At 71.4% G+C, this 21,678-nt stretch carries 18 protein-coding genes and 1 riboswitch; of the genes, 11 read left to right on the top strand and 7 right to left on the bottom strand.

Translation table 11 applies throughout. From position 1 onward, the window contains the following. Positions 1 to 97: 97 nt before the first annotated feature. The 5 genes from AB0B90_RS15740 to AB0B90_RS15720 all read left to right on the top strand — a co-directional run bounded on the left by AB0B90_RS15740 (position 98) and on the right by AB0B90_RS15720 (position 7,864). Positions 98 to 1,009: a DUF2877 domain-containing protein gene (locus AB0B90_RS15740; protein ID WP_350946737.1), complete on the top strand. Its 912-nt coding sequence runs from the start codon at positions 98 to 100 to the stop codon at positions 1,007 to 1,009. Continuing rightward, complete coding sequence (locus AB0B90_RS15735; RefSeq protein WP_362923028.1) at positions 996 to 2,444, top strand: FdrA family protein; 1,449 nt, start codon at positions 996 to 998, stop codon at positions 2,442 to 2,444. Before AB0B90_RS15740 ends, AB0B90_RS15735 begins: the two co-directional genes overlap by 14 nt. A 122-nt stretch (positions 2,445 to 2,566) precedes the next feature. Beyond that, positions 2,567 to 3,976, top strand: a complete 1,410-nt coding sequence (locus tag AB0B90_RS15730) for a DUF1116 domain-containing protein (RefSeq protein ID WP_350946735.1) — start codon at positions 2,567 to 2,569, stop codon at positions 3,974 to 3,976. A gap of 215 nt (positions 3,977 to 4,191) precedes the next feature. Next, positions 4,192 to 6,294: a protein kinase gene (locus tag AB0B90_RS15725; RefSeq protein WP_362923025.1), complete on the top strand. Its 2,103-nt coding sequence runs from the start codon at positions 4,192 to 4,194 to the stop codon at positions 6,292 to 6,294. A 238-nt stretch (positions 6,295 to 6,532) separates the two neighbouring features. Beyond that, positions 6,533 to 7,864: an MFS transporter gene (locus AB0B90_RS15720; protein ID WP_362923023.1), complete on the top strand. Its 1,332-nt coding sequence runs from the start codon at positions 6,533 to 6,535 to the stop codon at positions 7,862 to 7,864. A gap of 82 nt (positions 7,865 to 7,946) precedes the next feature. On the opposite strand, the gene AB0B90_RS15715 is transcribed toward AB0B90_RS15720, so the two are convergent. The 3 genes from AB0B90_RS15715 to AB0B90_RS15705 form a co-directional block, all read right to left on the bottom strand. After that, on the bottom strand, positions 7,947 to 9,542 hold the full coding sequence (locus AB0B90_RS15715) for a bifunctional 3'-5' exonuclease/DNA polymerase (protein WP_362923021.1): 1,596 nt from the start codon (positions 9,540 to 9,542) through the stop codon (positions 7,947 to 7,949). A gap of 35 nt (positions 9,543 to 9,577) precedes the next feature. Next, a complete protein-coding gene (locus AB0B90_RS15710) occupies positions 9,578 to 11,086 on the bottom strand; it encodes a metallophosphoesterase (protein ID WP_362923019.1) in 1,509 nt (502 codons plus the stop codon). A 75-nt stretch (positions 11,087 to 11,161) separates the two neighbouring features. Continuing rightward, complete coding sequence (locus tag AB0B90_RS15705) at positions 11,162 to 12,736, bottom strand: FAD-binding oxidoreductase (RefSeq protein WP_362923160.1); 1,575 nt, start codon at positions 12,734 to 12,736, stop codon at positions 11,162 to 11,164. Positions 12,737 to 12,782: 46 nt separating this feature from the next. On the opposite strand from AB0B90_RS15705, the gene AB0B90_RS15700 reads away from it, so the two are divergent. The 4 genes from AB0B90_RS15700 to AB0B90_RS15685 all read left to right on the top strand — a co-directional run bounded on the left by AB0B90_RS15700 (position 12,783) and on the right by AB0B90_RS15685 (position 16,453). After that, positions 12,783 to 13,421 (top strand): TetR/AcrR family transcriptional regulator, encoded by a 639-nt coding sequence (locus tag AB0B90_RS15700; protein WP_362923017.1) that lies wholly within the window; start codon positions 12,783 to 12,785, stop codon positions 13,419 to 13,421. Continuing rightward, positions 13,418 to 14,950 carry a glycerol-3-phosphate dehydrogenase/oxidase gene (locus tag AB0B90_RS15695; RefSeq protein WP_362923015.1) on the top strand — a complete coding sequence of 511 codons (1,533 nt, stop codon included), beginning with the start codon at positions 13,418 to 13,420 and terminating at the stop codon, positions 14,948 to 14,950. Before AB0B90_RS15700 ends, AB0B90_RS15695 begins: the two co-directional genes overlap by 4 nt. Positions 14,951 to 15,076: 126 nt before the next feature. Continuing rightward, positions 15,077 to 16,033, top strand: coding sequence for a sucrase ferredoxin (locus tag AB0B90_RS15690; RefSeq protein WP_350946728.1), 957 nt, complete (start codon positions 15,077 to 15,079; stop codon positions 16,031 to 16,033). Positions 16,034 to 16,138: 105 nt separating this feature from the next. Next, positions 16,139 to 16,453, top strand: a complete 315-nt coding sequence (locus AB0B90_RS15685; protein ID WP_012893126.1) for a WhiB family transcriptional regulator — start codon at positions 16,139 to 16,141, stop codon at positions 16,451 to 16,453. A 182-nt stretch (positions 16,454 to 16,635) separates the two neighbouring features. On the opposite strand, the gene rsgA is transcribed toward AB0B90_RS15685, so the two are convergent. The 4 genes from rsgA to AB0B90_RS15665 all read right to left on the bottom strand — a co-directional run bounded on the left by rsgA (position 16,636) and on the right by AB0B90_RS15665 (position 21,002). Further along, complete coding sequence (rsgA, locus tag AB0B90_RS15680) at positions 16,636 to 17,763, bottom strand: ribosome small subunit-dependent GTPase A (protein WP_362923013.1); 1,128 nt, start codon at positions 17,761 to 17,763, stop codon at positions 16,636 to 16,638. 355 nt (positions 17,764 to 18,118) lie between these two features. Then, entirely contained in the window at positions 18,119 to 19,375 is a 1,257-nt protein-coding gene (gene glyA, locus AB0B90_RS15675) for a serine hydroxymethyltransferase (protein WP_350946726.1), read from the bottom strand. Positions 19,376 to 19,407: 32 nt separating this feature from the next. Beyond that, positions 19,408 to 19,486, bottom strand: a riboswitch (ZMP/ZTP riboswitch). A gap of 13 nt (positions 19,487 to 19,499) precedes the next feature. Further along, positions 19,500 to 20,510, bottom strand: a complete 1,011-nt coding sequence (locus AB0B90_RS15670; RefSeq protein ID WP_350946725.1) for a YihY/virulence factor BrkB family protein — start codon at positions 20,508 to 20,510, stop codon at positions 19,500 to 19,502. Between the two features lie 93 nt (positions 20,511 to 20,603). Continuing rightward, positions 20,604 to 21,002 carry a YccF domain-containing protein gene (locus AB0B90_RS15665; protein WP_350946724.1) on the bottom strand — a complete coding sequence of 133 codons (399 nt, stop codon included), beginning with the start codon at positions 21,000 to 21,002 and terminating at the stop codon, positions 20,604 to 20,606. Between the two features lie 192 nt (positions 21,003 to 21,194). Here AB0B90_RS15665 and AB0B90_RS15660 point away from each other — a divergent pair, with 192 nt between their 5' ends. Both AB0B90_RS15660 and AB0B90_RS15655 read left to right on the top strand, forming a co-directional pair. Continuing rightward, positions 21,195 to 21,320 (top strand): hypothetical protein, encoded by a 126-nt coding sequence (locus tag AB0B90_RS15660; RefSeq protein ID WP_350946723.1) that lies wholly within the window; start codon positions 21,195 to 21,197, stop codon positions 21,318 to 21,320. A 111-nt stretch (positions 21,321 to 21,431) separates the two neighbouring features. After that, on the top strand, positions 21,432 to 21,566 hold the full coding sequence (locus AB0B90_RS15655) for a putative leader peptide (protein ID WP_350946722.1): 135 nt from the start codon (positions 21,432 to 21,434) through the stop codon (positions 21,564 to 21,566). Positions 21,567 to 21,678: the final 112 nt, after the last annotated feature.

Raw genomic sequence — 21,678 nt, 5'->3', positions numbered from 1 at the left:
CCGTTCTACCGTCTGCTCAATGGATGGGGGAGTCCGTGAGCGAGCGAACCGCTGGAGAGAGCACCTTCACACCTACGGGGCCTGCCGAGGAGCGCTCATGACCGTTGGAACACGCCAGAGGACGCCGAGGGCGCCGAAGACGCAGCGCGTACACGCGTGGACGCACGGGACCGGCGCGGCCAGTACCGCCCTGCGCCAGGTGCTGGAGGCGCCCCGCCGCCCGGCGCGGGTGCTGGCGGCCTTCCCGGCAGGCGTCTACCTTGAGGTACGCACGGAGATGGAACCGCAGGTCATCGCGGTGGTGACCGGGGAGGCCACCCGCCTGCCCAACGCGATGGTGGTCACCGACCCGATGCCTCGCGTCGCGGTGGGCGACGAGGCGTCCGTCGGAGACGGCTCGATCGACGTCGGACGGCTCAGCCTGCGGGCCCATCGCTGGTGGAACCCGGCCCCGGCGCTCGGTGCCGTGGAGACGGCGCGGCTGGCCCGCTCGCTGCCCGCGATGGCGGAGTTGTGCGAGCGGTCGCCGAGGCGTCCCGGACTGGAGGGCAACGGCGCTGCCGGCCTGCTGGCCCAGGGGTGCGCCGAGGGTTCGTTGCTGAAAAGCGTGACGGCCGCCGAGCAGCTGGTCGGCCTGGGTCCCGGGCTCACGCCCAGCGGCGACGACGTGCTCGCGGGGTTGCTGGTCGCGCTGCGTCACCTGGGCGGGGCGGTGGGCGCGAGACGTGCCGTGTGGCTGGCCGACTGGCTCGCCGCCGCGGTCACCTTCGACGTGCGTGGCAGGACCACCCCCATCTCGGCGGCGCTGCTGCACTGCGCCGCCCGGGGCGAGGCGAGCGGCGAGGTACTGGCCGTGCTGCGGGGGCTGGCGGGCCGGCACTCCCTGGAGCCGGCGCTGCACCGCCTCCTGCAACTGGGCCACACCTCCGGGGCCGATCTGGCGTGGGGGCTGCGGATCGGGCTCGCGGCGGTGATCGATTTGGAAGGCGGGGGCAATGGCGAGTACTGACGTGGTCCGGACGCGTACGGGGGTCTACCACGACTCCGTGAGCCTGATGCGGGTCAGCCGCACGGCGAGCGCGCTGCCCGGCGTGAAGGTCGCGGTGGTGGCGATGGCCACCGAACTCAACCTGCAGATCGCCTCCGAGCTGGGTTTCGACCTCCCCCAGGCCGGGCCCGCCGATCTACTGATCGCGCTGCGCGGCGAGAGTGACGCCCTGGAGGCCGCGTCCGCGGAACTGGACGGGTTGCTGGCCGCGCTGTCGGCCCCGTCCCTGTCCGCGGGCGGGGTCGGAGGCGGCGCCGCCGAACTCCCTCCGCGCACCGTCCGCGCCGCGGCCCGCGAGCACGCGGCCGACCTCGCCCTCGTCTCGGTGCCCGGCCCGCACGCGTTCGCCGAGGCGCTGGACGCGGTCGAGGCCGGACTGTCGGTAATGATCTTCAGTGACAACGTGCCGGTCGAGCAGGAGGTTCTGCTCAAGAGGCGCGCCGCCGAGCGCGGCGTGCTGGTCATGGGGCCGGACTGCGGCACCGCTGTGATCGGCGGGGCGGGCCTCGGCTTCGCGAACGTCCTGAGGCCCGGTCCTGTCGGGCTGGTGGCGGCCTCGGGAACGGGCGCGCAGCAGGTGACCTGCCTGCTCGACCTCGCGGGAGTGGGGGTGTCCCACGTGCTCGGCGTGGGCGGTCGCGACCTGTCCGCGGACGTGGGCGGGCTGTCCACCCTGCGTGCTCTGGAGGCCCTCGACGCCGACCCCGCCACCGAGTTGATCGTCCTGATCTCCAAGCCTCCGGCCCCCCAGGTCGCGCGGGCCGTCGAGGAGGCCGTCGCGAGGCTCGGCACACCGGTCGTGACCGCGCTGCTCGGTCCCGGACGGGCCGACCTCACCTCGGTGACCGAGGCCGCCCTGCGTGCCCTCGGCGCCCCGATCCCCACCTGGCCCTCCTGGCCCGCCCCCGGGACAGCCGATGCGTCTCCCGCGTCTCCCTCCGGGGCAGGTGGCCCCGGCGCGGAAAGGAACGTGCGGGGAATCTACTCGGGCGGGACGCTGTGCGTGGAGGCGAGGCTCATCGCCGGGACCGGCGAGTTCACCGACTTCGGCGACGACGCCTACACGGTCGGCAGGGCCCATCCGATGATCGACCCGACGCTCCGCCTGGAGGCCCTGGCCGAGGTGCCGCCCGGCGACGTCGTCCTGCTCGACGTGGTTCTCGGCCACGGCTCCGATCCCGATCCCTCCGCCAGGCTCGCGCCCGCGATCGCCGAGGCCGTCGCCGGAGGCGTCACCGCGGTGGTGGCGCTGGTCGGCTCGGAAGGCGACCCGCAGGGGCTGGCCGCGCAGGCCGGGGCACTGAACGCGGCGGGGGCCGCGGTGTTCACGTCCAACGCCGAGGCGGCCGGGTACGCCGCGCGGGTGGCCGCCGGGATCACCGCGAACACTCGTTGATCGTTCGCACTGTTCACGCCGTTCGTGCCTCCTCCTCGGAAGCGGAGGTTTCCGGGCTCGTTTCCGGCTCGGGTCTTCAGACCCGTTCCGGGCTCGGGTCTCAGGTTCATCAGGGAGAAGTGATGACGCTGTCCATGCTTTCCGGCGAGCCGGAAGTGATCACGGTGGGGGCCGACGTGCTCGGCGAGGCGCTGGACGCGCAGGCCGTCTCGCGGGTCCGGGTGGACTGGCGCCCGCCGATGCCCGGCACCGAGGCCGACCTGGCCAGGGTGCTGGCCGACCCGCGCAGGGTCCGCGCCAACGAGACGGCCGTGGGCCGCCTGGTCACGGCGCGGCCGCAACTCGTCGGGGTACGGCCGGCGCACGAGGTGCTCGACCTGCCGAAGGGCACCTTCCTGCACGCCGGCCCGCCGATCGAGTGGGAGCGGGCGTCGGGACCGATGCGGGGCGCGCTCATCGGGGCGATGCTGCTGGAAGGGCTCGCCGCCGACCCCGAGGAGGCCGAGGAGCGGCTCGCCTCCGGACGTGCCCGGTTCGACTCCTGCCACCACCACCGCACCGTCGGGCCGATGGCGGGTGTGGTCACCCCGTCGATGTGGATGTTCGAGGTGCGCGACGCCGAGCACGGCGGCACCGCCTACTGCTCGCTCAACGAGGGGCTGGGCAAGGTGCTGCGCTACGGCGCGTACGGGCCCGAGGTGCTGGAGCGGCTGCGCTGGATGGCGGATGTGCTCGGCCCGGTGCTCCAGGCCACCCTGGAGCGGAGCGGGCCGCTCGATCTCAGGTCGCTCGCCGCCCAGGCCCTGCAGATGGGCGACGAGCTGCACAACCGCAACCGCGCCGCCACCTCGTTGATGGTGCGTGAGCTCGCCCCCGACGTGGTGGAGGCCGCGCCCGGCCACGCCTCCGAGGTCCTGCGCTTCGTCAACGGCAACGACCACTTCTTCCTCAACGCGGGCATGGCCGCGTGCAAGGTCAGCACGGACGCGGCGAGGAACGTCCCCGGCTCCACGATGGTCGTCGCGATGGCCCGCAACGGCACGGACTTCGGGATCCAGGTCTCCGGGCTGGGCGACCGCTGGTTCACCGGCCCCGCGGGCGTGCCGGACGGCCTCTACCTGGGCGCCTACGGCCCCGAGGACGCCAACCCCGACATCGGCGACTCGACGATCACCGAGACGGCGGGGCTGGGCGGCTTCGCGATGGCCGCGGCCCCGGCGATCGTGAGGTTCGTCGGCGGGAACGTGTCGGACGCGATGGCGGCCACCCGGTCCATGTACGAGATCACCCTGGCCGAGCATCCCGCGTACCAGATCCCGGGGCTGGACTTCCGGGGCACGCCGGTCGGCGTCGACGTCACGCTGGTGGCCAGGACCGGCCTGCTGCCCACCGTGAACACCGGTATCGCCGGACGGGTCGCGGGAACCGGGCAGGTCGGCGCGGGGCTGGTCAGCCCGCCCGCCTCGGCCTTCACCTCGGCCCTCGCCGCACTCGCCGAGGCCGCCGATCATGAACACACGGCTACGTATTGATCTTTTGTCTATTAAGATTGGGTAAAGCTGACAATTTCTCCATCCGCCGGTAGCATTCGGCGACGTTCAGAGCGTGGACGCAAGATCAGTGATCTGAAGAGCACCGATCCTGACAAATACCGTCATACGCCTTCTCGGCATGCAAACTTCCATAACCAAATGCCCTCCCGATATCGTGTCCACCGCACAGGGCTGGTTTTGGGGAACGGGGAACGATGACCGATCGCTTGCTCGGGAGAAACCCCCTGGGGCCTGAGGGCGGCGATTCCGCGGGCGCGACACCGGAGGGCCAGGGCCGGCTGGTGGGCAGGCGCTACCGCCTGGTGTCACCGGTCGGACGTGGCGGGATGGGCATGGTGTGGCACGCGCACGACGTCCTGCTCGACCGGGACGTCGCGGTCAAGGAGTTGATCCTCCCCTACGGCCTCGACCACGCGGGCAAGCAGGGAGCCCACCGGCGGATGCTGCGCGAGGCCCGCTCGGCGGCCCGGCTCAGCCACCCCGGCATCGTCACCGTCCACGACGTCGTCGAGGAGGACGGCCGCCCCTGGATCGTGATGGAACTGGTCCGCGCCTGGTCGCTGGAGCAGGCCGTGCGGCAGAGCGGGCCACTGCCCGTGGTCCAGGCCGCGGAGATCGGCGTCCGGGTGCTCGACGCGCTCCGCCACGCCCACGCCGCCGGGATCATGCACCGCGACGTCAAGCCGGGCAACGTGCTGCTCACCTCCGACCGGGTGGTGCTCACCGACTTCGGTATCGCCGCGATCGAGGGAGACGTGACGGTCACCCAGACCGGCCTGATGATGGGCTCGCCCGCCTACATCCCGCCGGAACGGCTGTCGGGCCAGCCGTTCACACAGGCCTCCGACCTGTGGTCCTTCGGCGCCACGCTGTACGCGGCGGTCGAGGGGCGACCCCCCTACGAGGGACCGGACGCGGTGGCCGTGCTCGGCGCGATCCTCACCCAGGAGCCCAGCCGCCCGCAGCGGGCCGGTGCCCTCATCGCCGTCATCGAGGGCCTGCTCCGCAAGAACCCCGCCGACCGGATGAGCGCCTCGCAGGTGTCGGACCTGCTCGATCGGGTGCTGCGCAGCCACGGCTCCAGCACCCCGAACCGCGCGCCCAGCCCCATGCCCTCGTCGATGCCGATCCCGGGCGACTCCATGCCGATCCACCTGGTGCCCCCGCTGAACGCGCCGTCGGGGCCGCCCCCCTCCCGGATCATCGAGACGCCCTCGGGGCCGATCCGGGTCCCGTACGCCAACGACTCCTCGGGCGGCGACGCGCTCTCCGGCCCTCCGAGGTCGCACCGCGCGGACCTGCTGTCCTTTCCCGCGTCCGGCTCGGGCGGGTTCCCGCAGGCGGGCGGGGCCACCGGTCTGACCGGCGGGCACCAACGCGGTTACGACGCGCTGCGCATCCCGGCCACCGGACCCGACGGAGACCCGTTCGACCCGCTGAGCAGTTTCTCCGGTGATCTGCCCGTCGCAGCATCGTCGGCACCGTCGCCGGCACTGTCGCCCGCGCAGTCGTCCGCACCGCGTCACGGCGGGCAGAGCGAGGCGTCCAGGGCCCGCGAGGCGACGCTCTGGCCCACCCCCTCGGCGCGGGAACCGTCCTCCCGCACCGCCGTACGGGACTCGCGGTCCGTCACCTCGCCCGGCCGGAGCGGGATGCGCGGGACCTCGCGCCGCGCCCGGGGAAACAGCGAGGGCGGCCCCGACTTCCGGCTGCTCATGCTCGGCGGGGGCGGCGTGCTGGCCATCGTGGTCGCCGGACTGCTCGTCTTCCTGCCCAGCGACGCCTCCGACACCCCGGTCTCCACGATCCCGTCCACGGCGATCTCCGCCACGGACGCGCCGGTGACGTCCACCGGGCCGAGCGAGGAGATCCCCGAGGGCTTCAAACTGGCGAGCGCCGCCGGCGTCTCCGGCGCGGTGCCCGGCGACTGGACGGTGAAGGCGAGCTCCGGCGGAGTGGTCACCTTCACCGGGCCGAAGAGCGGCGGGCAGACCATCGTCGTCACCGAGGTGCCGGTCGAGGAACCGATGACGGCACTGGGCAAGGCCAGCAAGAAGGGCCTGGACGAATACACCGAGGTCAGCGTGATGGCGGTGAACTACCGTACGTGGAAGGCCGCGGACTGGGAGTACACCTACGTCCAGCCGAACGGTGTCCCGATGCACGGGCTGACGCGCTACGTCGCCCTCAACGGCCGGACCGCCTACCAGATCACGTTCAAGGTCCAGGACCTGGACTGGGAGAAGAACGCGGACATCCTGGAGACGTTCTTCGCCACCTTCAGCTCGGTCAGCTGATCCCGGCGACCGGCCGTCACCCCCGGCCTTCCCGCCGTCCACCATCCTTCACCTCACCACCGATCCCTCCCGCCGTCCGTGCTCCTTCGTCTCATCACATGCCTCATCGGCCGAACCCCGTCCCGTCGTCCTTCACCCCGCACCGCCGTCCCGCCATGTCCAGGTCGCGCCCGCCGTCCACCGTGCCGCTCCCGAAAAGGTCTCGTGGCTCGGTCATGAGTGATGGCAGACTTCGCTCGTGACCGCGAACCCCACGAACACCACGCCCCCCGGCGCCTCCCCCGGCAGGAAGACGCGAGTCACCGCCGTACAGCGGCGGACGCTCACCGTCCTGTCCGCCGCCCAGATCAGCGGCGGGATCGGAGTCGCAGTGGGGCTCACCTTCAGCTCGGTGACCGTGAGGGAGCTCTCCGGCTCCACGGCGCTCAGCGGGCTGGCCGGCACCGCGACCGTGCTGGGTGCGGCGCTGCTCGCGCTGCCCACCGCGAAATCGTCCGGGAGGAGTGGCAGGCGCGCCGGGCTCACCCTGGCCTACGGCTGCGCCCTGCTCGGCTGCCTGGTCTCGCTGCTCGCGGTCGCCCTGGGCTCCTGGCCGCTGCTGCTCGCCGGGCTGGTGCTGTTCGGCGCGGCCAGCGCGGGCAACCTCGCCTCGCGCTACGCCGCGACCGATCTGTCCCCGCCGGGGCACTCGGCCAGGCACCTCTCGCTGGTGGTGTGGGCCACCACCGTCGGGTCGGTCGCCGGGCCGAACCTGGCGGAACCGGCCGAGCGATTCAGCACCGGGCTCGGGATGCCGTCGGGCAGCGGCCCGTTCGCCGTCGCCCTGGTGAGCTTCGCGATCGCCCTCGGCATCATCGTGGTCGCCCTGCGTCCCGACCCCCTGCTCCTGGCCCGCTCCGCGTCTTCCAACGCGTCTTCCAACGCGTCTTCCGACACGTCCCCCGACTCCGACGTCCCCGCGCCCGGACCCGCCCCCTCGGAGAAGAGCGCCGGGACGTTCCGCACCGCCTGGCGGGTGCTGCGCGGGACACCCGTGGCGGCACGCGCGCTGGTCGCGATCGCGGTGAGCCACACCGCGATGGTCTCGATCATGTCCATGACCCCGGTCCACCTCGACCACGGCGGTTCGACGTACACGGTCATCGGGATCGTGATCAGTCTGCACATCGCGGGGATGTACGTCCTGTCGCCCGTGGTCGGCTGGCTCGCCGACCGGGTGGGCAGGACAACGGTGCTGGTAGCGGGAATGGGTCTGCTGCTGGCCGCGGCCGTCCTCGCGGGCGGGGCCGGGACGCACGACGTCACGCAGGTGGCCGTCGGACTTCTCCTGCTCGGCCTCGGCTGGTCGTTCGGGCTGATCTCCGGCTCGGCGATGCTCAGCGAGGCCGTGCCGCTGGAACACCGCACCCCCGTGCAGGGCCTCTCCGACCTGCTGATGAACGTCTGCGGCGCGGCCGGCACCGTGATCGCCGGTCTGATCGTCGGTGGTCTGTCGTACGGCGTGCTCGGCGCGGCGGTCGCGGTCATGGTGACGGTCACCGGCGCCTGGCTCGCCCTCACCCGCGCCTGAGCCACGACCGCCCTCACCCGATCCGCTCAACCGGCGCCCGGGAGTGTCCGAAACCGCCAAAGACGCCCGGCCCCACCGGGCGTCACTTGGCGTCGGCGTAACACCTGACCGGGACGGCCAGCATGGGGAAGCGCACCGGGGTCGATCCGAACAACAACCGGGTCGCCTCCTCCGCGGCCTTGCCGACCGCCGCGACGACCTCCTCCGCCTGCTCGGCCGGGCAGTGCACCATCACCTCGTCGTGCTGGAAGAACACCAGTCTGGCCGGGGCGGGAAGCAGGCCGCGCAGCACGGCCATCAGCACGAGAGCCCACTCGGCCGCGGTCGCCTGGACGACGAAGTTGCGGGTGAACCGGCCACGGTCGCGAGCCGCGCGGCCTCCCTCGGGGCCGGAGACCAGCTCCCGCCAGCGGGCGGAGGGCGGGGGCGAGGTGCGGCCCAGCCAGGAGCGGACCACCTTGCCCTCCTCCCCCGCCCTGGCGGCGTCCTCCACGAACTGGTAGGCGCGGGGAAAGCGCCGGCGCATCACGGCCAGCAGCTTGGGCGCGTCTCCGCTGGTGCCTCCGTACATCGCCGACAGCATCGCGATCTTGGCGTTGTCGCGCTCGCCGCCGAACGCCTGCGCCAGCGCCTGATAGAGGTCTATCTGCCCGGCCGCCCTCGCGAGGCCGACGTCCCCCGCCATCGCGGCCAGCACACGCGGCTCCAGCTGGGCCGCGTCGGCGACGACGAGCGTCCAGCCGTCGTCGGCCACGATGACCTTGCGCATCAGCTTGTGGATCTGCAGGGCCCCGCCACCGTTGGTCGCCCACCGGCCCGTCACCACGCCGCCCACCACGTATTCGGGCCGGAAACGGTGGTCGCGCACCCACTGGTCGGCCCAGGCCCAACCGTGGAAGCTGTAGAACCTGGCCATCTCCTTGTAGGCGAGCAGGGGCGCGACGCCCGGGTGCTCGACCTGCTTGATGTCGTGGGCCCTGGTGGAGGCGACGGGCACGCCCGCCGCCTTGAACGCCCTCACGATCTGCTGCGGGGAGTCGGGGTTGAACGGCGTGCCGAACGCCGCCGCCACCTCGTCGGCCAGGGCCTGGAGCTTGGCGGGCCGCATGCCGTGCACAGGACGCGGGCCGAGCAGGCCGGTCAGCAGCTCGTCGTGCACGTCCCGGCGCCAGGGCATGCCCTCCCTCGCCATCTCCGCGGCGACCAGCGCCCCGGCCGACTCCGCGGCGACCAGGAGCCGGAAGCGCCCGGGGTCGGCGGTCGCCTCCACGCGCCGCAACTGGTCGGCGTAGACCTCCGCGACCAGGTCCGCGTCCGGCGGGGACGCCTCCTCCTCGAAAAGCGTGGCCTGCCGTGCCTGGGGGCCGTGCGGATCGTCGGGCACGGGCAGGCCGTGCAGCCGGGCGTAGGCCGCGGGGGCCGACCTCGGCTCGCCGAACCGCCCTTCGTGGGCGAGGAGCAGGCCCTCGGTCAGCGCGAGGTCATGGCAGCGCGCGAGCCGCACCCCCGCGGCGAGCAGGGCGGGGTAGACCTCCCGCGTGTCGGCCCAGACCCAGCGCGGCCCCCGGGCCTCCAGCTCGCGGACGGCCGAGGCCAGATCGGCGACGGCCCCGGCGGGCTCGCCGTCCACACGCAGCACACCCCCACCCCCGGGAGCCGCCGCGACCGACACGTGCATACGCCCACCCTGCCACGCCGGTACGACATTCTCGATCAGACGAGCGGTATGACGATCTCGTCCTCGACCGGGGGCTCGATCTCCTGCCGCAGGCAGCCGGTGGCGGCGAAGCAGCGGATCGTGAGGGCCTCCGAGGTGACCGAGACGTGCAGGAAGCTCTTGAAGAACGGCGGGGTGTCCCAGTCGGACAGCTCCGACAGGTAGCGGTGGAACGTCCTGCCCACCGGGAGCCGCAGCGGCATCGGCCAGCCGCCGAGGATCCTGGCGACCCACCGCATCCGCCGGGTGATCGGCACGGCCGGGATGTCCCTCACCGGGGTGTTGCCGATCCGCCGGGACATCAGCGCCGCGCTCTCGTCGGGCGTGAGGTAGAGCCACCGCATGCGCAGCCGGTCACTGTAGAGCCCGCTGTAGAACGAGAGCGAGTCACCGCGCAGCGGGTAGCAGCGGTAGTCGTCCTCGTGCACGCCGCCCACGGTGACCCTCGGGATGGTGTGGGTGGCGTGCATGAAGGCCCCTGATCCGCCCGCCACGAGATACTGGATGGTCCGGTCCCCGACCTTGACCGGGAAGCGCTGGTAGTTGTGCACGTCGCCGCCTATCGCCGCGACGTAGTTGTGCGCGGGGTCGGTGACGATGTCGTCGATGGTTCCGCCGCCGGCCAGCTTCGACGGTTTGTAGTCGTTACGGCTGTAGATGGGCTTTCCGGTGATCAGCACCTTGGGCCGGGGATCGCGGGAGACCTCGCGCAGCCAGGTGGCCTGCTCGGAGTCGATGTCGCCGCAGATACCGGTGTCCACCCCGACGATGAGCAGCCCCGGGGTCTCCATCGCCCAGTAGGGGGCGGGCTGCACGGCCCGCTGCTCCGGCTTCGCCCGCAGCTCGCGCGCCCTCGCCAGCCGGGCCTCGTCGATCTTCTCCGGCTTGCGCCAGAGCAGACCGCGCAATCCCGAGGGCGACAGCTTGAACCCCTCGTTCTCGGCCTCCAGGGCGGGGGCCTCGCAGAAGACGCGCATGAAACCACCGAGCCCGTCGTACCAGTCGTGGTTGCCGGGGATCGCGTAGATCGGCGCTCGATAGTCCTGGTACGGGCGGAAGAACTTGTCCTCGTACTCGTTGCCCGAGCCGGTGGGGTAGATCACGTCGCTGGCGACAACCGCGAACGCGGTGTCCTCACCGACTTTGAGCATGCCCGGCACCACGGCGTACTGCGAGGCGTCGCCCTCCCCCGTGTCGCCGAGGACAAGGAAGGAGAACCCGGAGCCGACGTCCATCGGGATGCGGAAGGAGGGGTCGACGCCCCGGTCCCGCTGCGAGCCCACCCAGCGCGCCCTCACCTGCCCCGAGGGGTCTCCGAACAGGATCGCGAGGACCTCGTTCCGCGACCGCCAGATGGTGCGCGGGTTCAGCCAGGAGAAGGTCTCCTTACTGGGCAGCAGGTCCTTGAAGGTGCCCGTCTGGGCGCAGGACCAGCCCGCCCCCTCCTTCGACACCCGGGAGGAGACCTCACGCCCGCGCTCCGCCGCCTGTCTTATGTCAACCATGGCCCATATCTTGGCAATGATCTTAAAAAGCCGCACACCTCTCGGGAAAGGCGGCCGATCTCGAAGCCGTGTCCCTCACCCGCCCGGCGGGACGAGAACGCCGGGGTTGAGGATGCCCTCGGGGTCGAGCCTGCCCTTGATCCCGCGCAGGATCTCCACACCCAGGTCGCCGATCTCGGTCGCGTAGGCCTCCCGATGGTCGCGACCGACCCCGTGGTGGTGCGAGACGGTGCCCCCGGCCGCGACGATCGCCTCGTTGACCGACCGCTTGGCCTCTCGCCACTGCCCGACGGGGTCGTCGCCCTGCGCCGTGACGACCGTGAAGTACAGGGAGGCGCCGGTGCCGTACACGTGGGAGATGTGGCACATGACCAGCGGCGAGCCGAGCGAGGCGTGCAGCGAGAGCCGTACGGCGTCGTAGAGGCGAGGCAGGTTGGACCAGAACCCGGCCGTCTCCAGGGTCTCGACGGTCGCGCCGGCGGCGAGCAGCGAGTCGCGCAGATAGGGCGCCGAGTAGCGTCCGTGAACCCACGACTCCCCCGGATCCGTGCCGAGAGGAACGCCTCCGAGCCCGGACAGCACGGCGGCGACCCGCTCGCGCAGGGCGGGCACCTCGGAGAAGCCCTCGTATCCGGCGATCGCCAGACAGCCCGCACCGGTCGGCGAGGCGCCTATCTCGCCGGGGCGTGCCAGGCCCACCATCGTCTCGGTCTCGTCGGACAGGCGCAGCACGGTGGGCACGACGCCCTGCTGGACGAGGTGTCGCAGCGCGGCCGACCCCTCCGTGAACGACGCGAACCGCCACCCCTCGTAGACCCGTTCCTCGGGCACGGGCCGGACGCGGAGCCTCAGGGAGGTGATCACGCCGAAGGCCCCCTCCGAGCCCAGGATCACCTGGCGCAGGTCGGGCCCGGCCGCCGACTTGGGCGCCCGGCCCAGCTCAAGGGTCCCGCGCGGAGTGGCCACGGTCATGCCGACCACCATGTCGTCGAAACGCCCGTACCCGGCCGAGGCCTGCCCGCTGGAACGGGCGGCGGCGAAGCCTCCCAGCGTGGCGTACTCGAACGACTGCGGAAAGTGACCTAGGGTGAACCCGTGCCCGGCCAGAAGCCGCTCGGCCCTAGGTGCCCGGAGCCCTGGCTCCATCTCCGCGACCATCGACTCGGCGTCGACGGCGATCAGCCGGTCCAGGCGGACCAGGTCCAGCGCGACGACACCGGCGAAGCCCTGCCTGCTCGCGACCAGGCCGCCGACCACGGAGGTTCCGCCCCCGAAGGGGACCACGGCGATCCGGTGGGCGGCGCAGACGGCGAGCACCTCCAGCACCTCGCGGTGCGAACCGGGCAGCACCACCGCGTCGGGCGCGTCGGAACCGTCTCCGGCGCGCATACGCATCAGGTCGGGGGTGGACTTGCCGCGGGTGTGCCGGACGCGGGCCTCGTCGTCGGAGCGCACGTGATCGGCGCCGACCACGCCGCACAGTTCCGCCCGCACGGGCGACGAGAGGGTCACGGCGGGCAACCGCACCTCGCCGAGCCCGGCGGCCCGCTCTGGACGCGGGCTCACGCCCAGCACGTCGTGGAGCAGTTTTCTCACCGGTTCCGGCAGGTCGGCGGCCTTGCCGGGATCACCCCAGCCGGACCAGAGCATGGGCTCGGTGGCACTCGTCGGATTTTCCACCCTTACACTGTGACACATGACGTCTATTCGTCACAATGCGGACGCGGAGAGCGGCGGCCAGGTGCTGGACGCCGCCCGCGAGGTGGTCCTCGCGGTGGGGGTGCGGCGTGCCACGCTCACCGACGTGGCACGCAGGGCAGGGCTCTCCCGCATGACGATCTACCGCCGCTGGCCCGACATGCGGACCCTCGTCGCCGACCTGATGACCCGCGAGTGGGTGAGCGTCGCGGACCGGTTCGCGACCGGGGACCCGGTCACCTCCGCGGTGGCGGCGGTACGGGCACTGCGCGACCATCCGCTCTGGCGAAAGATCGTCGAGGTGGACCCGGAGCTGCTCCTGCCCTACCTGCTGGACCGCAGGGGGGCGAGCCACGAGGCCATGCTCGCGCTCGTCGAGGCGGCGATCGTCCGAGGCCAGGAGGGGGGCACCGTGCGGCGCGGTGACCCGGCGAGGATGGCCAGGGCGGTGCTGCTCACCGCCCAGTCGTTCCTTCTCTCCGGCCCGACCATGCTCGACCCGGCCGGCCCCGACACCCCGGACGGCACGGTCGGCCCGAACGGCCCAGGTGGCCCGGGCGGCACGGACGCCCCGGTCAGCCTGGACGACCTGGACGCCGAGCTCGCCACGCTCCTGGAAAGGTACCTGCGACCGTGAACTCCTCTCTCAACGCCGCCCGCCGCGCACGCGAGCTGGCCGAGGTGCGCGACCTCGTGGTGGACGTGCTGGTGGTGGGGCTGGGCGCGACCGGCGCCGGGGCGGCGCTCGACGCGGCCTCCCGCGGCCTCTCCGTCGCCGCGATCGACGCCCACGACATCGCCTTCGGGACCTCCAGGTGGAGTTCCAAGATGATCCACGGCGGGCTCCGCTACCTGGCCAAAGGGCAGGTCGGGGTGGCGTACGAGAGCGCGGTGGAGCGCGGCCACCTGCTCGGGCGCACCGCGCCGCACCTGGTCAGCGCCCATCCCTACCTGCTGCCGCTCGTCCCCGAGGTCTCCCGCCGCCACGCGGCGCTGCTGATGACCGGATACCGCCTCGGCGAAGGGCTGCGGGTCGCGGCACGCACGCCCAGCCACCTCCTGCCCGGCCCCTCACGGATCTCCGCCGCGCAGGCTCTCGCCCTCGCCTCGCCGCTGGACTCGCGCGGGCTGCGCGGCGCCCTGCTGTCATGGGACGGGCGCCTGACCGACGACGCCCGCCTGGTGATCGCCGTGGCCAGGACCGCTGCGGCCCACGGGGCGAGGATACTGACGCGCTGCCGTGCGCTGGAGCTGTCGGGCGACGGCGCGCTGGTCCGCGACGAACTCGACGGGGACATCTTCACCATCCGGGCCAGGACGGTGGTCAACGCCACCGGCGTCTGGGCCGCCGGACTGCACCCGGGCATCCGGCTGAGCCCTTCGCGCGGCACCCACCTGGTCCTGCGACCGGAGACGCTGCCCGGCCTGGCCGCGGGGCTGCACGTACCGGTTCCCGGGGAGAGCAACCGTTTCGTCCTCGTTCTTCCCCAGCCCGACGGGCGGGTCTACGTCGGGCTCACCGACGAGGCGGTGGACGGCCCCGTCCCCGACGTACCGCAGGCGCCGGAGGATGACGTGACCTTCCTGCTGTCCATCCTGAACTCCGTGCTGGAGGAGCCGATCCGGCGCGAGGACGTCGCCGGGACCTACGCGGGACTGCGCCCACTGCTCGCCGGCGCCGGCGGCGGCCGCAGCGCCGACCTGTCCAGAAGGCACACGCTGCTGAGCACGCCGGACGGGCTGATGACGATCGTGGGCGGCAAACTCACCACCTACCGGCGGATGGCCGAGGACGCGATCGACCGGGCCGTGTCGCTGGGCGGGCTCGACGCGGGACCGAGCCGCACGGCGGACCTTCCCCTCGTCGGGGCCGGCGCGCACCCGGGGAAGGACGCGAACGGCGACGGGCGCGAGGGCCGGGAGGCGGACCGGCTGCTTGAGCGGTACGGGAGTGAGGCGGCCGCCGTACGGTCCCTGATGGCGGAGGACCCCTGGCTGGCCGAGCCCGGGCCGACCGGGGTCACCGGGGCCGAGCTCGTCTGGGGCGTCAGGCACGAGGGCGCCCTGGACGTGGACGACCTCCTGGACCGGCGCACCAGGGTCGGCCTCGTCCTGCGGGACCGCGACGCGGCCCTCCCCATGGCGCGTGCCGCACTGGCCTACTGACGTCTGCCCGCCGGAGCCGGAAGGCCGCCGACGCACGCGCCTTCACCCAGCTGTGATCGTTTCGCTCCTCGCCACCCCTCTCTCACCATTAGGTTAGTCTTACCTAAGTCAGAGCGAGGAGAGAGCGTGAGCACGGGGAGCGTCGTGGGCAGGGCGGACAGAGCGGTCAGAGCCGCCAAGGGGTGCACCCACCCTCCGGGCTGTCACACCGGTGAGCTGCCACTTCACGCCAGCGCGACCGTCGGAGCCCGCTTCTGGCTTCTCATCGAGCACCCCGGCCCCTGGGCCTCCCACCTGGAAGACTGCGATCTTCCCAAGGAAGTTCACACTCTTGTCAAACGGGCCACCCGCCTCGGCATCCGCCCCCAGCTGATCCGCCGCCCGGGACGCAGAAACCTCGTGGAAACCGGCATTCACGTCATGGTCGCCGACTCCGGATCGGCCGAACCGTGGATCGCCGAAGGCGTCATCGCAGATCCGGACGATCTTAACCTTGACAACGTGGTGGCCGGAGTGGTCCCGGAGTCCTGCATACTTGTGAGTGAGCCGGTTTTTCTGGTCTGCACGCATGCCAAGCGCAACGCGTGCTGCGCCCGCATTGGACTACCCCTCGCTCGGTCCTTGGCAAAAACATTGCCGGACACAGTATGGGAAACATCACATGTTGGCGGCGATCGATACGCCGCCAACCTCGTGTGCTTGCCACACGGGCTTTACTACGGCAGCATGTCTCAGGCTGCTGCGATCGCGGCAGCCAACGCGTACCGGTCCGGCGAGGTCATCCTCGACCGTTTCCGGGGACGCGCAGGCATCCCTGAGCCACTGCAGGCCGCTGAGCATTTCATCCGCGTTCATACGGGTGATCTCTCGGTTGGCGGAGTGGCCGTGGAATCCTCCAGGTTGGACGGCGCCGTCACCGAGGCATTTGTGCGCGGTAATGGCACCCGTTTTCGGGTAGTGGTTGAACCCATGACGCTGACAACGCCATGCGGTACGGCTTGCGCCGATACGATCACTACCTACCGGCTGGTCACGCTGGACAGGGTAGCCCCTGTGCGGTACGCCACGTCCGCGCTGACCTGACCTGAGGGAACATCACGGCCAATCCAGGCGTTGTCCTCAGGGACGTCACAAGCGTCCAATGCGGCATCAACCAGAAATACCCTCTCACTATAAGGTGGTTTTCTCATGTCTCAGGTACGTCGGCAGACCGCCCGGCCTCGGCCCAGCTGGGGCTGGCAGGATGACGCCGCGTGCCGGGGCGAGGACCTCGTGCTCTTCTTCGGTCCCGACGGCGAGCGTCAGCCCGAGCGTGACATCCGCGAGCGTAAGGCCAAGGCGATCTGTGCCCAGTGCCCTGTTCGCGCCGAGTGCCTGGACTACGCGCTCTCCCGTCCGGAGAAGTACGGCACCTGGGGCGGTCTGAACGAGGACGAGCGCGCCTCCGAGCGTCGCCGTCGTATGCGCCGCGCCGCCAGCGCCGGCATCAGTGCCGTCGCCTGAGCAGTACCTCCACCCGGCTTCCCCCGCACGTGTGATCTCGCGAACCCCCTGCGAGATCACACGTTGTCGCGTCGGGCCCCGCGCGTGCGGCCCCCCGGAACGGGCGACCGCACGGCGGGTTTCCCCCGCGCTTCCACTTCTCACCAGGGCCCATCGGTTCCCTTCAGGGCCCTTTTCGCGTTTCAGGGCCTGTTGCGGCCCGCCTTCCGCATCTCCTTGGTGATGCTCTTCCATCTGCCCTGGAGCTCCTTGCGGAGCCGCGCGTCAGTCCTGGACGCCATCCACGCGGCCTCCCGCTGAAGCTTGTTCCAGCTTTCCAGCCGCCGCTCGGCGAGCGTGCCGTCCTCGATCGCGGCGATCACGGCGCAGCCCGGCTCGCTGTCGTGGCGGCAGTCGCCGAACCTGCACCGCGCGGCGAGCTCCTCCAGGTCCGAGAAGACCATGTCCACGCCCTCGCCCATGTCGTACAGGCCGATGCGGCGGATACCCGGCGTGTCGATGATGAGCCCGCCCCCCGCGAGCGGGATCAGCTCGCGGTGCACGGTGGTGTGACGGCCCCGGCCGTCGCTGGCCCTGACCTGCTGGGTCTCCATCACCCCCTCCCCCGCCAGAGCGTTGACGAGCGTCGACTTGCCCGCCCCCGAGGCGCCCAGCACCACCGCGGTGCGCGTGCCCTCGAGATAGCCGCGGACGATGTCGACGCCCTCGCCCGTGACGGAGCAGACCGGGTGCACGTCCACACCCGGCGCCGCCGAGGCGACCTCTTCCATCAGGAAGCCGAGGCCCTCGCCGATCAGGTCGGACTTGGTGACGAGCACCACGGGACGCCCCCCGCTCTCCCAGGCGAGCGCGAGCAGCCGCTCGATCCTGCCCAGGTCGGCGGTGTCGGTGGCGTGCAGGGCGGGTTCCGCGACGAAGACGACGTCGACGTTGGCGGCGAGCACCTGGCCCTGGGAGTCGCCGGAGAGCCCGCCCCTGGAGACCCTGGCGACGCCGCCGCGCACGAACGCGGTGCGCCGGGGCAGAAGCGCCTCCAGCTCGAAACGGCCCTCGGCCAGGCGGCGGAGCCCGGCCCAGTCACCGACGCAGGGCAGGGCCACGGGGTCGGCGGCGGCGTCGCGCCGCACCCTGGCGCCGTAGTGGGCCCGGAGATGACCGGAGGCCGTCAGCACCTCGGCGGCACCGCGATCGACGCGGGACACCCGGGCGGGGATGAGGCCTGCGGGAAGCTCGGCGGCGAGAGAGTCGTTCCAGCCGAGCGAGGTGAGAACGGATGAAGAAGAGATGATCGGCGAAGACAACGTAAGCACCCTTGTGGAAGGCCGGGTGCCTCGTCGCGAATCGGCTAGGCGGGCACCCGGAGGTTGATGGACGGCAGGCTCACCAGAACAACCCGCATGCTTCCCACCTCCTGTCGCCTCGTGGCCGCGCGTTTCTCGAACGGCTTCTTCGGGAGAACCTTAGCGCAGTGCCTCCCGTCCGGCGCAAACACATTTTTGCCGTGTTTCCCGGGGTGCCCCGGGATCCCCCGGGCCGAGCCCGGAGGGCTCCACCCGGCCCGGACGTCGCCCGGTGCGCCGCGAACCGGTGGAGATCCCCCGGAGGGCGGGGCCGCGATCGGAGTGGAGAATCACCCCGATCGCGGCCCGCCCTCCGGGGAGGAGATCACAGACCGGGGGCGGGGAAGTGGGAGGTGAGCTCCCTGACCTCTCCGTGGACCCGGGTGATGACGTGCTTGGCCTCGTCCTCGTCCTTGGCCAGGGCGGTGACGACCTGGTCGATCCAGGCGCCGATCTGCCGCATCTCGGCGACGCCCATGCCCCGGCTGGTCACGCCCGCGGTGCCGATGCGGATGCCCGAGGGGTCGAACGGCTTGCGCGTGTCGAAGGGCACGCTGTTGTAGTTGGTCTCCAGCCCGGCCTTGTCGAGGGCCTGGGCGGCGGGCTTGCCGCCGATGCCCTTGGGGGTGAGGTCAAAGAGGATGAGGTGGTTGTCGGTGCCGCCGGAGACCAGGTCGAAGCCCCGGGCCAGGAGCTCCTCGGCCAGCGCCTGCGCGTTCATGACCACCTGGCGGGCGTAGTCCCTGAACTCGTCGGTCGACGCCTCCTTGAGCGCCACCGCGATGGCCGCGGTGGTGTGGTTGTGCGGGCCGCCCTGCAGGCCGGGGAAGACGGCCTTGTTGAGTGCGGTGGCGTGCTCGTCGGAGGTGGCCATGAGCATGGCGCCCCGGGGACCGCGCAGGGTCTTGTGGGTGGTGGTGGAGATGACGTCCGCGTGGCCCACGGGCGACGGGTGTGCGCCACCGGCCACCAGGCCCGCGATGTGCGCGATGTCGGCGGCGAGCACCGCCCCGACCTCTCGGGCGATCTCGGCGAAGGCCGGGAAGTCGATCGTGCGCGGGACCGCGGTGCCACCGCAGAAGATCAGCTTGGGGCGCTCGCGCAGGGCGATCTCGCGCACCTCGTCCATGTCGACGCGGCCGGTGTCCTGCCGCACGCCGTAGCGGACCGGGTTGAACCACTTGCCGGTGGCCGAGACCGACCAGCCGTGGGTCAGGTGGCCGCCGAACGGCAGGCCCATGCCCATCACGGTCTCGCCCGGCTTCAGGAAGGCCAGGTAGATGGCGAGGTTGGCGGGCGAGCCCGAGTAGGGCTGCACATTGGCGTGGTTCACGCCGAACAGGGCCTTGGCCCTGTCGATGGCGAGGGTCTCGATCTGGTCGATGACCTGCTGGCCCTCGTAGTAACGCTTGCCGGCGTAGCCCTCGGAGTACTTGTTGGTCAGGACGGTGCCGGTGGCCTCGAGGACGGCCTTGGAGACGTAGTTCTCCGAGGCGATCAACTTGACGGTGTCGGACTGCCGCCGCTCCTCGGCCTTGATGAGCTCGGCGATCTGCGGATCCACGCTGGAAAGAGCGCTCATGCGCCTTCACTCCCCTGTCGTCGTCGACATCGCGCGAAGACCCAGGCGCTCGGCCTCCTCGCCCTTTCGCTCCCCGGTGGTCTCTCCCACCTTATGCGCCAGTCGCGGCTTAGACGATAGCGGACTAAGCCGCACGCCCGGCGCGACCTGCGCCCTCGACAGGCCAGAGCCGGTCGACCTCGGCGTTGAGCGTGGCGCCGATGAGCACGGCCAGCGCGGTGATGTAGAGCCACAAGAGCACGGCGATGGGAGCGGCGAGCGAGCCGTAGATGGAGACGGGCGAGAACCAGGCGGCGAGGACCGCGCGCAGCACGGCGGCGCAGGCGATCCAGATGACGAGGGCGAGCATCGCTCCCGGAAGCTCGCGCCACCAGCGCGTGCGCACGGGCACGCTCACGTGGTAGAGCAGGGTGAGGAAGATCACCGAGCCGATGACCACCACCGGCCAGTAGAGGATGTCGACCAGCACGGTGTAGTCGGCCGGCAGGGCCCCGCGCAGCGCGGCCGGGCCGAGGACGAGCACCGGCATCACCACGAGGCCGATCAGCAGACCCGCCAGGTAGAACCCGAAGGACATCAGGCGGGTGCGGATGATGCCGCGCTCCTCGCCGAGGCCGTAGGCGACCGAGATCAGGTCGACGTAGACGAACAGCGCCCGCGAGCCCGACCAGAGCGCGAGCAGAAAGCCCAGGGAGATCAGCGAGACCTGGTTCTCGGGTTTCAGCACGTCCTCGATGAGGGGGGTGACGACGGTGTCCACGGCGTTGTCGGTGAACAGCAGGTGGGCCTGCTCGTCGATCCAGTCGCTGACGTTCTTGACCGTCTCGGGGCCGAACACGCGGGTCAGCTGGCCGAGCATGCCGATCAGGCCGAGCATGAACGGCGGCAGCGACAGCAACGCGAAGAAGGCCGCCTCACCCGCCAGGCCGGTGACGCGGTAGGTGACGCCCGCGTTCGTGGTCGCGACGATCAGGGTCCACACGTCGGTGCCGCGGATCCACGAGAGCAGCGCCCGCAGCCTGCCCCAGACGTCCCTGCGCAACCAGGCGACGCCGGCGCGCAACCGCACCCCGGGCCCGCGCGGGGGGCGCCGCTCGGGCCCGGGCCGATGAGCCGGGGCATCAGTGGACGTCATGCCACACAACGGTATTCCTAGCCGCTCTTGATCACGAGTCAGGCGGGCAACGATCGAATCTCACCGGGCTGCCCTCGGCATCCGCGGCGAAACCTACCTGCGGTAGAACGCCTCGGCGTCGTCGACGTCGACGATGCGCGCTCCCAGCGGCAGCAGGGAGACCGGGATCAGCTTCAGGTTGGCCAGGCCCATCGGGATGCCGATGATCGACAGGAAGAGCGGGATCGAGGTCAGCAGGTGCCCGATCGCGAGCCAGACGCCGGCCACGACGAACCAGATCACGTTGCCGATGGTCGACAGCGCGCCCGCGTCGGGGTCGCGCACCACGGTCCTGCCGAAGGGCCACAGCGCGTAGGCGGCGATCCGGAACGACGCGATGCCGAACGGGATCGTGATGATCAGGACACAGCACACGATTCCAGCGAGTACGTAGCCGATCGCCAGCCAGATCCCCGCGAAGACCAACCAAATGACGTTCAACAGTGTCCGCATATTTACGAGCATGTCAGGTGAAAGGGCGCCTGCTCCATCCGGCGTCTCCCTGAAACGCCCCTGATCCGGACCCCGACCCGAGTGGAGCGCCCGTTTCGCCGCGACGCTCCGGTGAAGTCCCTGTCGATCGCGGCTCAGGTCCGAGGGAGGAGCCGAGTGATGCCCCGGCCGGAAAGGGCAGAGAATGGAGCCATGATCTGCGAGGACTGCAAAGAGCGGCGGCACGACGAGTGCCGGGGAGGCTCGTGGTGCGACTGCCAGCACCAGCCCGTCCACGAGCCCCGGGAGTCGGCACTGGACTGGCCCCGCCAGGGCTGATCCGAACCCCCGGCGCCCGCCACACCCGTCGAGACCCCGCCGTCCGGCGGGGTCTCGACGGGTGGCTGCCCCCGCTCCCCGCGCGACTCCCGATACCACGTCCGCGTCCAGATGGTGGACCCCGCATTGGACATCCACCGTGCCCAAGGTATCGTCGTAGACATGCCAGCGGACCCCTTGCTCGTCGTGCGACGCCACGTCGACCTCCTGCGTGTCCGCAGCGCCATCTGTTGTGACGTCCGTTAACAGTCGCCCCCTGCTGATTTCACCCAGCTCGGCCGCGTAACAGGCGTCCTCTTCTGAGTAATCGACCCCCGCACTCGACGATGAGGCGGGAGGTGCCGCCTGTGCGCGTCCG

It is taken from the genome of Streptosporangium sp. NPDC049078, from assembly GCF_040648855.1.
Lineage (GTDB): Bacteria > Actinomycetota > Actinomycetes > Streptosporangiales > Streptosporangiaceae > Streptosporangium.
The sequence above is the reverse complement of the archived record's forward strand: the minus strand, read 5'-3'. Positions and strand labels throughout refer to the sequence as shown.